This is a genomic window from Blautia sp. CAG:257, assembly GCF_000433815.1.
GTDB classification, from domain to species: domain Bacteria; phylum Bacillota; class Clostridia; order Lachnospirales; family Lachnospiraceae; genus Blautia_A; species Blautia_A caecimuris.
Genome location: NZ_HF999120.1, coordinates 8492 through 23684, shown reverse-complemented (window position 1 = coordinate 23684; position 15193 = coordinate 8492). Strand labels below are relative to the sequence as shown.

Here is a 15193-nt window from a genome sequence, read left to right as displayed (position 1 = left end):
ATTTATGTTTAAATTACATTTTGCGGAAACTCAAGAAAAGAATGAGCAGCGCCGGAAATCATGTCGCATAAACAATAAGCCGGGCCACCCATTCTCAATTATAAAATTTCAGATATTTTGTTATTTCCCGATAATCAGATCATAACTTTCTGCAATCATTCGTTTTATGTCCTGATCCGGAATACTTCCGTCTAAAATCACGGTATTCCAATGTTCTTTATTCTGATGATATCCGGGAATCACGGAATTATAAGTATTTCTCCAGAAATCTCTCCATTCCGGATCCACCTTGACATTGATCCGCATCTGCCCCTGATACTCGTATGTCCAGAGAAAAGCTTTTTTATTTTTCTTATACCTTACAAGTATCCAGTTAGGATCATGAAACGGCGTATCCTGATACACCTCGGGAAATGTCATTCCATATTTTAAAATTTCTTCCCGTGTTGTCATCCCTGAAAAATCTTCCATTTGGACCACCTATCTGTTTATTTCCATCCCACAGGGCAGCGCCTCCCCAGCTGCCATGCGGTCTCCTGTAACTGTCTCGTACAGCCGGAACCCGCCGGAAAAATTCCTGCAGTCAAAGCCTTCCTGAGCCAGAATCCGGTATGCAATATAGCTTCTCAGGCCGCTCTGGCAAATAATGTATACTTTTTTCTTTTTATCCAGTTCCGAAAGTCTGTCACGAAGCTCATCTACCGGAATATTGATAAATCCCTCAATATGTCCTCTTGCATACTCTCCCGGGGTTCTTGCATCCAGAAGAATCACACTTCCGTCCCTCGGAAGATTTTCCACCTCCTCTGTAAAAAACTGCTTCAGTCTTCCCTCTGCAATATTCTCGATCATAAAGCCTGCCATATTTACAGGATCTTTCGCGGAAGAATACGGAGGCGCGTAAGACAGATCCAGTTCCTTCAGCTGAAGGGCTGTGATGCCTGCATACATGGCAGTTGCGAGCACATCAATCCTCTTGTCCACACCGTCATAGCCTATGATCTGCGCACCCAGCAGCTTATATGTTTTCTTCTCAAAAATCACTTTCATGGTCATGACTTTTCCGCCCGGATAGTAGGAGGCATGGCTGGCAGGGGACAGATAAACCTTATCATAGTCAATTCCTGTCTGTTTGGCAGTGCGCTCGTTAATTCCGGCGGAAGCTGCGGTCATGTCAAAAACCTTGATCACTGAAGATCCCAGTGAACCGGGATAGCGGCTGTCTCCTCCACAGATATTGTCTGCTGCAATGCGGCCCTGCTTATTTGCCGGACCTGCAAGGGAGATCAGAGCTTTTTCCCCTGTAATGTAATGCTTTACTTCCACAGCATCGCCTGCTGCAAAAATATCCGGCGCAGAGGTTTCCATACGATCGTTTACCACAATGCTTCCTTTGATACCAAGCTCCAATCCCGCCTCTTTTGCAAGGTGAGAATCCGGCGCAACGCCGATCGCAAGGATCACCATATCTGCCTCCAGAGGCTGCTCGTCCTTCAGAAGCACGCGGGTTCCCTTCTCGCCTTTTTCAAAGCCTTCCACTGTATGGCCAAGCATCAGCTTTACACCCCTGCTTCTCATTTTTGCATGTACAAAAGCTGCCATATCTCCGTCAAGAGGGTTCATAAGCTGCTTTGGTCTCTGGACTATGGTAACGTCCAGTCCCAGCTCCCGGAGATTTTCCGCAAGCTCCAGGCCAATATATCCGCCTCCGGCAAGCACTGCCGACTTTGGCTGTTTTTTCTCCACAAACTCCCGGATTTTCAGAGTATCTTCTACTGTACGAAGGGTAAAAAGATTGTCCAGATCTGTTCCGGGAAGCTTCGGCCATACCGGTTTTGCTCCAGTGGAAATAAGAAGTTTATCATAAACCTCCTCAAAACTTTCCCCTGTATCCAGATTTTTTACTGCAACTGTTTTTCTCTCAGGAAAAATCCCTGTCACCTCATGCCGCACCTTCATGGTGATCTGGAAGCGCTTCCAGAAGCTTTCCGGGGTCTGAAGAGTCAGTTCTTCCTTATTCTGGATCACACCGCCAATATAGTAGGGAAGTCCGCAGTTTGCATAGGAAACATAACCTGACTTTTCAAAAACAATGATCTCTGCCTTTTCGTCCAGCCTTCTGATTCTTGCTGCTGCAGTGGCTCCTCCTGCAACGCCTCCGATGATAACAACCTTCATTTTATCTTTCCACCTTTCCCCGGTAGCTGTTAATACCTCCAAGATTTGTAACCTTTGCATATCCCATCTGCTGAAGCTGCGCCACTGCCATACGGCTTCTTGCTCCGCTTAAACAATATACAAAAAGCGGCGCGGCCTTATCGATCAGCCTTTCCACCTTCTGAATTTCCTGAAGAGGAATATTCCAGCTTCCCGGAACTCTTCCCTCCAGATATTCCTCCTGAGTTCTTACATCAAGAAGAACTGCATCCTTTGTGTTTTTGTAAGTCTCAATTCCTTCATTAAAATCCGGTCCTTTAAAGAAATCAAATAATCCCATTCTGTTTCCTCCATCTTTCCTGCAATAATTTATCTGATCTGCCTTTCGGCCTGCTCATCTGTTTATACTGATACGTTTTTACTCTTATATTGCTCCGGTCAGGTTCGCGCCATTCCATCCACGCTTAACACTACGCCTGTAATATAAGAGGCCTCATCTGATGCAAGAAACACAAATGCATTGGCAATATCTTCCGGCTGTCCCAGCCTTCGAAGGGGAATCTGTGCGATCATAGGCTCGATCACGCTCTTTGGCACAGCCTTCATCATATCTGTTTCCGTAATTCCCGGCGCCACTGCATTGACGCGGATTCCCTTTGGCCCAAGCTCCCTTGCCAGAGAAACCGTCAGTCCGTTCACTGCAAATTTAGAAGCCGGATAAGCGATCCCGCTTGGCTGTCCGTAAAGACTGACCATAGATGAAGTACTCAGAATTACACCGCTGCCTCTTGCAATCATGCACTCAGAAGCAGCTCTGGTGGCATTAAACACACCTTTTACATTCAGATCCATTACTTTGTCAAAGGCTTCCTCTGTATACTCTGTAAACGGAGTACTCTCCGATACCCCTGCATTGTTTACAAGAATATCCACGCATCCATATTTGGATGTTGCTTCCCTGAATTCATTTCTCACACTTTCCAGACTGCTGAGATCCGGACTGATGCCGGCAATAACCCTGTCCGGATATTTTCCCCTCAGGCTTTCCACTGCTTTATCTGCAGATTCCCTGGAACTTGCAGCCAGAATCACTGTAGCGCCCTCTCTCAAAAAGGCATCTGCTGTGGCATATCCGATCCCTCTGCTTCCGCCTGTGATAATTGCTACTTTATCTTTTAACCTCATATAGGATACCTCCCTGTTGTTTATGTACGTATCATACTCTTTTGGAAATATCCTGTCTGTGATAATGTCACCATTACTTTCAGGATATATCCGAATGCTTTCGTAATAATAAAATCTTTTTAAATGACTGATTAAAATAGTAACCTCATAAATTCGATTCATTTATGCAACCGTGAATACTACCAATACTGTTGCTGCTAGAAGCATTACGAATATCATCCACAAAAATACCAGAAGTGCCAAAAACTCTATTTCCTTTTCAGCCAAATTTTCTACCTCAATAATAAACCGAAATCCATGGAAATCTCCTGATAAAATCTGTTTTCTAATATATTTTATTGAAGTCCATATTCTTTTAAATGTCTATATAAAGTAGTTCTGGAAATGTTCATAATTTTTGCTATCTCCTGTTTACTGTATCCATCTTTCATCAACTTTTGAAGTTGCATTTTTTCCAATTCGCTAATGGACTTTTCCGGATTTTCTATTTCCTTTTCTTCTAATAAATACTCTTCATTTTTTGCAATCCGTTCAATCATCATTTCCAGATCAGACAATAGATTTTCTCTGCACTTTCTCCATATCTCTTTCTGTTTATCAATACTTAATTCCACGATATCTTTTTTATAAATAGTACTGTAATATTCCAGACCACTCTGTATATATCTGTAAAACACCCCAAAGTCTTCATGAAGTGTTTTTGTCATATTGATTCTGTTTTTTGAAATGACACGATATAGTTTTTCATTGAACTTTTTTTCTTTTACAAGCCCTTCAAGATCGGATGTCGTACAGAAAATAAATCGAATATCCAGATCAATCCCCTTTTTATTGTTAGATGCTTTCTTTTTTTCAATAAGATTAAACAAATATTCCTGAATGTACATCGGAATTTTTTCCGGTTGCATGATGATAATAGTTCCATTTTGTAATTTCCTTAAAACTCCAGTTTCTACACTTAAATATGAATTCAGAAGATTTCTATAAGAATTTCTGATGTGAAGAACCTCTACTTCCTCTAACCTTCTTGGCGACTGATTATAAATTGCTTTTCCCAACATTTCATTTAAGGTATCATCGCATCCGCAGATCAGAACTGGCTCATCCCGTTCTGCATAATATTCCGCAAGTGCCAGTGTTTCCACATCGCAAAATTTTCTGAGCCATTGAAATGTAACTTGTGTTCCCGGCATAAAAATCTTGGATGATTTATAAATATTTTTATATGGTTGGAAACATAGGATAACTGTATATTCTTCTTCTGTCTGATAAACCCGTTTACTGTTTACAATTCCATAAAAACTGCATCTGGCATTTTGTATACAAATCTTAAAATCCTTAAAATTATTTTCTTTTTCGTACTGTTCCTTTAATTCCGGATATACATAAGTAATATTTTCACCTATCAGTTCTTTATTAGCTCCAAAATCCTGCTCGAATTTTTTATTAAAATAAATCACATTGCCGTATATATCAGTATGGACTAGCGCTTCATCCATAAGGTCAAGAATTGATTCAAATTCTGCCATTTTTTTGATAAAACCTTCTTTTCCATCTGATAATGAATCCTATTAGCAACAAGTTCAGCCATTCTTTCCATAAAAACAACTGTAGAATCTATATTTTCAAATAAAGCTTTCACCTTGGAACTTGGAAGAATCAAAGCTATTGCTCCCAAGGTCTGGTTTCCGTAATGAATAGGGACTCCAACAAAACCTTTCATTTTACATTTTTTATAGTCTCTGCATTTTCTGCAGCCTTCTGTCTGAGCTTTATTCCGAATTACCAGATTGTGATTATTCACCAGAACATCTGCTAGCAACGTTCCTATTTTTATATCATTATAAAGCGAAAAATACCGAAATGCACTTCCCACTATGTTCATATTAGAATCCGTTATAATTACATCTGTATCCAGCACATCTGAAATAACTTCTGCAAAATTATCCACAAAATTCCTGATTTTCCCCAACATTGTACGCATATGATGTCTCCTTAAACAAAACAGGCCTTTATATTATTTGATTACTCAAACAATATAAAGACCTGACGTAGTTATTTTAAGAATTTATTTCTTTGTGATTCTTACTTCGCAGATATCATCGCCTTTTGCGATTGTCTTTCCAAGGTAGAAATCAAAGTTCATTTTTTCACAGATTCCTCTGTCTCCATCCATCGCGATATCGCAAAGTACAGCGCACTCTTCATCAGTAGCGCCAAGCTTTTTCCATGCTGCAACTAACGGACAGTAATGGAAATCCACGCTTAATTTTCCATCTTCACAGGTATCTTCCATCTGGAATACGCCCTTTACGTTATCATTAATAAATTCTTTATGGAACACACTGAAATCATCTGTGTGAGTATATTTTGTCTCGCCATGGAAACGTCCGCATTCTCTGATCGCCTCATGAGCAAACTCATCGCTGAGACCCTGTTTTTTCGCTTCTTTGTACATTAAATACATCCATGTTGCTCTGTGCTCGAATGCGTTTCTCAGATCCTCAATGTGCTGTCCTCTGTCTTCTGCATTGTTTTTAATCATCTTTCATTCCTCCATTTTATAATAATTTTTTATAAATGTAAAAGCTTTTTTATGCAAGCTTCTCCATCACGCAGTCCATCAGTACAGAAATCTGGTAAGACATGGTAACGGCTCCCGGATCCAGATGTCCTACACCTTTGTTTGCCTGATAAGTAGCACGCCCGCGCACTGCTTCCATATTTTTTGTATTTTCTGCACCGTCTACCGCCGCTTTTTTAACACGCTCACATAAAGTCTTATCATCTGCATCTTCTTCCAGACACTTTTTGTATTCCTTTACTGCCGGTGCAAGACTGTCGATCATTGTCTTAAAGCCTTCCTGCGCCTGTCCTCTGCTGACGATGGCGTTAAGCATCGCTTCCAGAACATCACAGAGTTCCTGTTTTCCAAGAACCTCTTTACCTTTCACACTTTTGGCTGCTGCCAGGTATGCGCTTCCATATAAAACGCCTGATGAACCGCCGATCACAGCCATCATAATTTTTCCGATTTCCTTCAGCTCGTCACTGACAGACATTCCCGCCAGTTTTTCACTGTTTTCCACCAGCTTTTCAAATCCCATATTAATATTGGACCAGTGATCCCCATCACCGGTAGCCAGGTCAAGTTCTGTTACATAATCGCCGTTTTCATGAATAAGCGCATATGCTTTTTTTATGTATTCTGCATAATCTGCAGCTGTCATCTCAAATGCCATTTTCTTTCTCCTTTACCATTTTAATGCCGGTGTATCACATGGTGCATCCAGCAGTCTTTTTAATTCATCGTCAAGCTTCATCAGGGTCAGAGAACATCCTGTCATGTCTAATGCAGTAGTATAATTTCCTACCAGTGTCTTGTAAATTTTGATTCCTTTGGAATCCAGAAGCTCTTTTACTTCTTTATTCAGGATATATAATTCCATTAAAGGAGTTCCGCCCAGACCATTTACGAGAACTGCCACTTCACTGTCGGAATAATCATAGTCTGCCAGAATTTTATCCAGTAAAATCTCTGCCACTTCTTTTGCTGTTTTTACTTTTGTCCGCTCTACTCCAGGTTCTCCATGGATACCCATTCCAATCTCGATTTCATCATCTGCAAGAACAAAACCAGGTTTTCCAACTGCCGGAAGAATACATGGAGACATCGCCATTCCCATACTTCTGATATTCTGGATTGCGTGTTCTGCCGCAGCCTTTACTTCAGCAAGAGAAGCGCCCTCCTCTGCTTTTGCACCTGCAATTTTATGTACAAATACAGTACCTGCAATGCCTCTTCTTCCTGTAGAATAAGTGCTGTCCGGAACTGCAACGTCATCTTTGACAACAACCGTTTCCACTTCAATATCATCTGCCTCTGCCAGATCCGCTGCCAGGCCAAAGTTCATAACATCGCCGGAGTAGTTTTTGATTACAAGAAGTACGCCTTTCCCGGCTTCCATTTTTTCAATGGCAGCCCCGATCCTGTCCGGACTTGGAGAAGAAAATACATTTCCTGAAACTGCTGCATCCAGCATACCTTTTCCGACAAAGCCTGCGTGAAGAGGCTCATGTCCCGCTCCGCCGCCTGAAATAACAGCAACCTTATCGCCTTTTTCGTGTCTGGAAATAACCTCCGCGCCCGGTGTATAATCTAATGTTCCCTCATAGGCAGCCTGCATTCCCTGTAACGCTTCTTTTACAACATCTGCCGGATTATTAATAATTTTTTTCATAATCGATTCCTTTCTGTCAGATTATCCCAATCCTAAATATGCTTTTTTAATTTTAGGATCTGAAGCAATTTTCTTTGCTTCTCCACTCATTGTCACTTTTCCGTTTTCCAGAACGTACGCTCTGTCGGAAGCAGACAGCGCCATATTGGCGTTCTGTTCGATCAGCAGGATAGTGACGCCCTGTTTGTTAATCTCTCTGATCATGTCAAAGATCATGAGGACAAAATTCGGCGCAAGACCAAGGGAAGGCTCATCCAGAAGGAGCAGCTCCGGACTGGACATTAACGCCCTTCCTACTGCCAGCATCTGCTGCTCTCCTCCTGACAGGGTTCCTGCCTGCTGTCTGTATCTTTCCTTTAATCTGGGGAACAGATCGTACACACGATCATATCCCGCACTGATTGCTCCCTTATCCTTTACAATATAAGCTCCTAACCGAAGATTTTCTTCTACCGTCAGTTCAGGAAAAACTTCCCTTCCTTCAGGAGAAATACTGATTTTCAGTTTCGTCATTGCATAAGAAGGTATATTTGTAATATCTTTGCCCTTAAAGACTACGGTCCCCTTTGCGGCTTTTGCAACCCCTGTAATCGTATTCAGAAGCGTAGTCTTTCCGGCTCCATTACTGCCGATCAGAGAAACAATTTCACCTTCGTCCACTTCCATGTCAATTCCCTTGAGAGCATGAATCGCACCATAATATGTATTCAAATCATTGATCTTCAGCATCATTTTGAACCCCTCCAAGATATGCTTCTATTACTTTCGGATTATTTGCAATTTCTTCAGGAAGTCCCTCTGCAATGGGTTTTCCATGATCGATCACATAAATCCTGTCAGATACGTTCATAACAACGCTCATGTCATGCTCAATCATCAGAATGGTATAACCCTGATTCTTTAACTTATTAATGAATTCCATCAATTCTGCGGATTCCTGAGGATTCATTCCTGCTGCCGGCTCATCCAGAAGGATCAGCTGCGCGCCCGTGGCAATGGCCCTTGTAATCTCCAGCTTTCTCTGCTCACCATAAGGAAGATTGGAGGCATAATCGTCTCTTCTGTAGTCAAGACCGATTGATTTCAGCAGCTGGATTGCCTCTGCTGTCTTTCTGTCCTCTTCCTCTCTGAACTTTTTGGTTCGGAAAACAGACTGGAAGAAATTATACTTTGTCTTAATGTGCGCGCCAATCAATACGTTTTCTATAACTCTCAGGTCTGAAAACAGTCGGATATTCTGGAAGGTTCTGGAAATACCTGCCGCCACAATTTCTTTTGGATCTTTATTATGAATAGGATTTCCATTAAATATGATTTCGCCTTCATCCACCTCATAAACGCCTGTCAGCATATTAAAAACAGTCGTTTTTCCGGCGCCGTTCGGACCTATGATACTGACTACTTCACCTTTTCTTACTGTACAGCTTACATGATCTACCGCTACAATACCGCCAAAGCGTTTTGTGATATTATCTACTTTCAGTAAAACTTCTTTTTCTGCCATTTCTTCACCCCTTTGTTTCATTCAATAAATTCAAAGGTGCGTTTTTGTCCATTTTTTCAACTTGTTCCTTCACATTTTTTGACAGTCGATAAGGCATTGTGGACTTCCATCCCATAATACCCTGCGGTCTGAATCGCATCATTAAGACAAGTATTACACCATACAATACAAATCTGTATTCCATCAAAAATCTTGAGACTTCCGGGAATGCGATCAGAATAGCGGCTCCTACAAACATGCCCCGGATCGTTCCCATTCCGCCTAAAATAACAATACTTAAAATCAATGTAGATACATCAAAGTTAAAAGTATTCGGATCAATATATCCGATAAGGGAAGCATACAGCGCGCCTCCCAGAGCACAGATACATGCAGAAATCACAAATGACAGAATTTTATAGGATGTAATGTTGATTCCCATCATTGTACTTGCCAGCTCATCTGCGCGGATTGCCTGAAATGCCCTTCCTGTCTTTGATTTTACAACCGCAATACAGAACAGCGTTGTAACAAGGACAAGCACCAGCATAAGGTAGTAGAGTCCGTTGTTTGCAATTGTAAGGTCATAGCCAAAAACAGAGGGTCTGGGGATATTTTTTACTCCCAGAGTACCATTGGTAACAGACGCCCAGTTCATGGCGATCATTTTTATAATCTCGCCAAATCCCAATGTAATAATAGATAAATAAGTTCCTGTTACACGCATGGTAGGTAATCCGAGCAGCACTCCTGCCAGACCTGCCACTACCATTCCCAGAATCATGGAAGCAAAGAAATTCATTCCCAGCTTAACGGCACATAATGATGATGTGTATGCTCCTATTGCGACAAATCCTGCATGTCCCAGAGAAACCAGACCTGTATATCCTGTCAGCACATTCAGACCAAGCGCCAGAAGTGTATAAGATCCAATTTTTACAGCAACTGTAACCAGATATTGACTATTCAGCATATATGGAAGCGCTATCAGAAAAACAGCCAGAAGAATCAGCAGGATTTTCTTTTTTCCCTCTACAAAGGTTTCCATCGTATGCACAAAATTCGTTTTCTTTCCTGTCTTACTCATTCTTTACACCTTTGTAATACCTTTCCGTCCAAATAAACCATGCGGTCTTACTATAAGAACAATGATCAGAATAACAAATGCAATAGAATCCCTGTATGTAGAGCCTATAAATGATGCTGCCATACTTTCTGAAACTCCGACGATCAGTCCGCCCAAAAGCGCTCCCGGCAAGCTTCCGATTCCTCCAAGGACGGCTGCTGCAAAAGCTTTTAATCCTGCCATAAATCCCATGTTTGGATATACGATCTGATAGTATCCGCCTACTAATGCTCCGGCAATGGTCGCTGACATTCCTGCCAGGAAGAAGGTAAAGGAAATAACAAAGTTTACGTTGATTCCCATCAGATTTGCTGCCTTTGCATTCTGTTCACTTGCACGCATCGCAAGTCCGATCTTTGTTTTATAAACAATAAATACCAGGACGCCCATCAGGATCAGTGATACTACGCACATCATGATCTGTGTGGAGGAGATCACAACAGAACCGATTTTTACAGAACCAGAATTGAATAACTGCGGGAAGTTTCTCTTTTCTGATCCCAGAAAAACAATCAGAAGATTGGTTATGATATTTGATATGCCAATAGTCGTAATCAAAGATGCTATCGGCATGGAATGTTTCTTTCTGAGAGGTTCCAGAGCCACCTTATCAATTGCAATGCCAAGGAGACCTGTAACAATCATGCTGGCAATAATACCCGGAACGATGCCAAAATTCAGTCCGATGAAAACCATTGCCATTTCAGCGCCAAAAGCATAAATTGCTCCGTGAGAGAAATTGACCAGCCTTAAAATACCGAATACCAACGAATATCCAACTGCAATCAGCGCATATCCCATTCCTAATGCCAAACCATTAAATATTTGCTGTGCTAACATATTCAGTCCTTTCTCAGTCCATTTTTACAAATTTTCCGTCCTTAATTGTTACTTTTACAAATTCTTTGTCAACATCACCGTTTTCATCAAATTTTGTATGTCCGGTTACACCCTCATACTCAATTTCGTACAGAGCGTCTTTTACTTTTTCTGAATCAGTTGTTCCGGCTTTTTCAATTGCTGTTAATAAAAGTCCGACAGAATCATATGCCTGAGATGTCAGAGCAGACGGAGCTGCGCCATATTTTTCTGTAAATGTATCTACATACTCTTTTACTTCAGGATCATCAGATTCAGAGAAGAAGATAACCGGGAAACATACGCCCTCTACTGCTTCTCCGCCTAACTCGATCAGCTGCTGGCTGTAAGCATTGGAAAATCCTACAATTGCCACATCCGGATTGATCTGTTTTGCCTGTTTTGCTACAGGAGCTACCAGATTGTACATTCCACAGCAGATAATCACGTCTGCTCCTGCCTCGTTAAGTTTTGTGATAGCCGGTGTATAATCGTCAGAACCTTCCATTACTTCCTCATGTGCCACAACTGTTGCTCCAAGGCTCTCATCACTTTCAATCATTTCTTTAATAAGCTGAGAAGTATTTGTTCCCCAGTCAGTCATAATAGAAATGATTCCGATATTTTTCTTTCCAAGATCATTAACTGCAATATCCACGCTGGCTTCTGCCTCTTTGGAAATAATAGTATTATTTCTGAAAATATAGTCTCCGATTCCTGCATAATCCGGATGTGAAGAAGACGGGGAAATCTCAATAATTCCGTTTTCCTGATAAATAGGAGCTGCTGTCATACATACGCCAGATGCAAAATGTCCGATTACTCCTGCCGCTTCTTTGTCAGAAACAATCTTCTGCGCGATAGTTGTCGCTTCCTCAGAAGTGTTTTTGTCATCATATGCAATGATTTCAATCTCTTTGTCAAGCACTCCGCCTTTCTCATTCCACTGCTCTGCCATCATGGTAGCCGCATTGTTAAATCCGATTCCGTACTCAGAGTTATCGCCTGTCATAGGTCCGGCAACTGCAATTTTGATCGTATCCTCAGAGCTTGTTTCTTTTTCCTTTAATGCCCTTTCTTCTGTCGCCGTATTTTCTGCTTTCTTTTCTGTTTCCCCACAGCCAGTTAATAACCCACCAAACACGACTGTTCCAGCCAATACAACACTGAAAATTCTTTTTTTCATCCCGTTTCTCCTTTTTATAAATTTTTCTAGGTTACACTTGATTTATCTTTCATCGACCATAATATGGAGAATCACTTCATCTGTCTCTTTCATTCCATCACGAGCCAGTTCCACTACCCCATCTATCGTCTTCTGAAGATTATCTTTTACAATTCCATCTCCGGTCTCAAATACTGTTTTTTCACGTGCCAAAATACTTCCCATAATCGCTGCATCCACGCTAGAAGCAATCTTTGCTGCACAGGAAGCGCTGGCTCCATCGCAAATAATGCCAGATACATTTGCAAGAGTGTTCACAATTGTATCCGAAATCTGCTTTTCATCTCCGCCATAGAGATATGTAATCCCTGCTCCAGCACCAGCTGCTGCGCTTACAGCCCCACAATATGCAGATAAACGCCCAATCCTGTATTTCTGATAAATTGCAATCAAATTGCTCAAAATAAGCGCACGAATCAATTTTTCATGATCTGCCTTTAAATATTCTGCATACTCAATAACTGGAAGTGAAACTGTCATTCCCTGATTTCCGCTTCCCGAATTAACAACCACCGGCAACTCACAGCCACTCATTCTTGCATCAGAACCGGCTGCAGCTTTTGCCTTTGCTCGTACTTTTACATCATCTCCGTAATGAGCTAACAGCATCTTACCAATATTTGCGCCATACTTTTCATTAAGTCCCTTTTGGGAAATTTCTGTATTACATCGGATCTGTTCCTCAATAAGACCTTGTACTTCTTCAACAGAAATCGTATTCGCAAAATCAAGAATATTTTTTACATTTAAACATGTATAATCAATTTCGTCTTTTTCTTCTTGAGGTTTATCTTCAAATAATACCTTTCCATTTTTTGTAATCTTTATAATCCCCAAATGGTTTCGGATAAGCTCTACCTGAACTACGTCCTCTCCCGCATAAACCGTTTCAATAATGTGTAATTTTTCCGTAGTATCCAAACATTTTACTGTACACATTTTCTCATCAAGCAACTTTCTAACTGTCTCTAATTCTTGCTCGGTAACATCTGTAAGAACCTCCAGTTCCTTGTTGGAATGACCTCCAACCGCACCCGTAACAGCAGCCGCTTCAATTCCTTTTAAAGATCCTGTCATTGGAACTACAACGCTTTTTGCATTCTTTATAATATTTCCGCTGCATCCAATCACAATTTTTTCTGGCATTTTTCCAAGAATTTCTCTTGCTTTTGCTGATACATATGCAATGGCAATTGGTTCTGTACATCCCAATGCTTTTACAAGTTCCCCTTTTAAAACACATATCATATTTCGTCGTATTCTCTGTTCCATTTTTCACACCTCTGTCCGCTTCCTTATGTCTAAAATTATATGATAGTATATATCTCTTTTCAACACTTTTATGCATATTGCACTATTTTCAGCATATTTTACATTAACTAAATATGCAATATACACATATTTTGTTCAATCAGTACACTTTTTCTCATCATATGTTCCATTTTGAAACACGCAATTATTTTCTGGCAATTTATTTTGCATTATCAAATCCACACTAAAAACATATACTTTATTTCTATTACCCGAATTTTTTTCGGTAATCTCTTATATAATATATTTTTCAGATATATAAAAAGGATGTGGAAAAATCCACATCCTTTTTACACAAAATTTTATAATTTACATAATATAATCATCTTCTACGATACTCTCCCGTTCTCCATTTCATACACCACATCCGCCACGTTCATGGTAGATTTCCTGTGTGAAACAAGAACCACTGTCTTTTTATCTGCCTCTTCACGAAGCGATTTCAAAATAATGCCTTCATTCAGTGAATCCAGGTTTGAGGTTGGTTCATCCATAAGGATAAAAGGTGCGTCATGGAGAAAGGCCCTGGCTATTCCTATCCTCTGTTTTTCACCTCCGGAAAGTGTGTCGCCCAGCTCTCCGACCTCTGTATCATAGCCTTTGGGAAGGCTCATAATAAAATCATGAACCGACGCTTTTTTTGCAGCTTCCATAATTTCCTGTCTGGAGGCGCCGGGTTTTCCCACTGCAATATTATTTGCTATGGAATCATGAAATAAATGTGTTTCCTGTGTTACATAGCTTTCCGTATCTCTCAGACTGCATGTGGGAATCCCGCGCACATTGGCTCCGTTTACAGAAACCTCACCTGAATCTGCATCCCAGAACCTCATCAGAAGCTTCAGAAGTGTAGATTTACCACTTCCACTGGCTCCATGTATTCCCACAATTTTACCGGCCGGAATTTTAACAGAATAATCTCTGAGAATTTCTTCTTCCTCATAGGAAAAGGTTACATGGGACGCTTCTGCCCCGGCAAATAGCATCTGCGCAGAACCCTTATGGGAAGTGTTTTCCTGTTCTTTCTTCAATTCGTGAAGGTTCTTTTCTCCCTCATAAATTTCTTCTACCTGAGGTTTTTCTTCCAGAACGGACAGTACCCGTTCTCCGCTTGCCAGCGTCTGATTCAGATTATTGGACAGGTTTGAAAGCGCTATCACCGGACCAAAGGAGCCCATCATGGCTATGGTGCAGATAACCACTCCGTCAAGCTCTGCCGACTGTTTTCCATAAAGATACAACATAAAAAACAACATTCCAAAGGATGCCAGAAGAATCACCAGATTTGTGACAGATCTCTGCCCGCCCTCCATGCGGCTTAGTTTTTTCTGTTTTTTAATCAGCTCCGCAGACTTTTCTTCCATCTGTCTTTCACGATTTTTACCCTGACCATACTGTATTGTCTCATCCAGTCCTCTGAGGGAATCCAGCACATAGCTGTTCAACTCACCGAATTTCGCGCGGAACTCCATTCCGGTATTTCCCCCTCTTCTCCCGTTCCACAGAGGAATGAAAATACCCACAATCAGATAAGCGCACAGCGCAAAAATCCCCGCTCCCACATGATAGCTTCCTATAAAAAGTACCATCATAAAAGAGGTAAGAAC

Annotated in this window: 15 protein-coding genes and 1 pseudogene; all 16 read right to left on the bottom strand. The window is 41.1% G+C overall.

Annotation, left to right across the window (positions count from 1 at the left end; all coding sequences use genetic code 11):
- Window positions 1-120: 120 nt before the first annotated feature.
- Window positions 121-453, bottom strand: coding sequence for an MmcQ/YjbR family DNA-binding protein (locus QVP40_RS13235; protein WP_138270917.1), 333 nt, complete (start codon window positions 451-453; stop codon window positions 121-123).
- 27 nt (window positions 454-480) lie between these two features.
- Window positions 481-2178 carry an FAD-dependent oxidoreductase gene (locus tag QVP40_RS13230; RefSeq protein WP_022068857.1) on the bottom strand — a complete coding sequence of 566 codons (1698 nt, stop codon included), beginning with the start codon at window positions 2176-2178 and terminating at the stop codon, window positions 481-483.
- Window position 2179: 1 nt separating this feature from the next.
- Window positions 2180-2497: a rhodanese-like domain-containing protein gene (locus tag QVP40_RS13225; protein ID WP_022068856.1), complete on the bottom strand. Its 318-nt coding sequence runs from the start codon at window positions 2495-2497 to the stop codon at window positions 2180-2182.
- Between the two features lie 98 nt (window positions 2498-2595).
- A complete protein-coding gene (locus tag QVP40_RS13220) occupies window positions 2596-3342 on the bottom strand; it encodes an SDR family NAD(P)-dependent oxidoreductase (protein WP_022068855.1) in 747 nt (248 codons plus the stop codon).
- Window positions 3343-3677: 335 nt separating this feature from the next.
- Window positions 3678-4871, bottom strand: coding sequence for a sigma 54-interacting transcriptional regulator (locus tag QVP40_RS13215; protein WP_022068854.1), 1194 nt, complete (start codon window positions 4869-4871; stop codon window positions 3678-3680).
- Window positions 4826-5326 (bottom strand): GAF domain-containing protein, encoded by a 501-nt coding sequence (locus QVP40_RS13210; protein ID WP_022068853.1) that lies wholly within the window; start codon window positions 5324-5326, stop codon window positions 4826-4828. Before QVP40_RS13210 ends, QVP40_RS13215 begins: the two co-directional genes overlap by 46 nt.
- Before the next feature lie 84 nt (window positions 5327-5410).
- Window positions 5411-5887, bottom strand: coding sequence for an L-2-amino-thiazoline-4-carboxylic acid hydrolase (locus QVP40_RS13205; RefSeq protein ID WP_022068852.1), 477 nt, complete (start codon window positions 5885-5887; stop codon window positions 5411-5413).
- A gap of 49 nt (window positions 5888-5936) precedes the next feature.
- Window positions 5937-6584, bottom strand: a complete 648-nt coding sequence (dhaL, locus tag QVP40_RS13200; protein ID WP_022068851.1) for a dihydroxyacetone kinase subunit DhaL — start codon at window positions 6582-6584, stop codon at window positions 5937-5939.
- A 12-nt stretch (window positions 6585-6596) separates the two neighbouring features.
- Window positions 6597-7583 (bottom strand): dihydroxyacetone kinase subunit DhaK, encoded by a 987-nt coding sequence (gene dhaK, locus QVP40_RS13195; RefSeq protein ID WP_022068850.1) that lies wholly within the window; start codon window positions 7581-7583, stop codon window positions 6597-6599.
- 243 nt (window positions 7584-7826) lie between these two features.
- Window positions 7827-8312: pseudogene (locus QVP40_RS13190) on the bottom strand (ABC transporter ATP-binding protein); the annotation flags it as partial.
- Window positions 8296-9087, bottom strand: a complete 792-nt coding sequence (locus tag QVP40_RS13185; RefSeq protein ID WP_022068848.1) for an ABC transporter ATP-binding protein — start codon at window positions 9085-9087, stop codon at window positions 8296-8298. The gene QVP40_RS13185 and the pseudogene QVP40_RS13190, both read right to left, overlap by 17 nt.
- 4 nt (window positions 9088-9091) lie before the next feature.
- The gene (locus QVP40_RS13180; RefSeq protein WP_022068847.1) at window positions 9092-10153 is read right to left on the bottom strand and encodes a branched-chain amino acid ABC transporter permease; all 1062 of its coding nucleotides are present in this window, start codon (window positions 10151-10153) and stop codon (window positions 9092-9094) included.
- Window positions 10154-10156: 3 nt separating this feature from the next.
- Window positions 10157-11032: a branched-chain amino acid ABC transporter permease gene (locus tag QVP40_RS13175; protein ID WP_022068846.1), complete on the bottom strand. Its 876-nt coding sequence runs from the start codon at window positions 11030-11032 to the stop codon at window positions 10157-10159.
- A 13-nt stretch (window positions 11033-11045) separates the two neighbouring features.
- The gene (locus tag QVP40_RS13170; RefSeq protein WP_022068845.1) at window positions 11046-12236 is read right to left on the bottom strand and encodes an ABC transporter substrate-binding protein; all 1191 of its coding nucleotides are present in this window, start codon (window positions 12234-12236) and stop codon (window positions 11046-11048) included.
- A gap of 42 nt (window positions 12237-12278) precedes the next feature.
- Window positions 12279-13547, bottom strand: a complete 1269-nt coding sequence (locus tag QVP40_RS13165; RefSeq protein WP_022068844.1) for an L-cysteine desulfidase family protein — start codon at window positions 13545-13547, stop codon at window positions 12279-12281.
- Window positions 13548-13915: 368 nt separating this feature from the next.
- The coding region (locus tag QVP40_RS13160) for an amino acid ABC transporter ATP-binding/permease protein (protein WP_288200587.1) at window positions 13916-15193 on the bottom strand (1278 nt) is incomplete at its 5' end.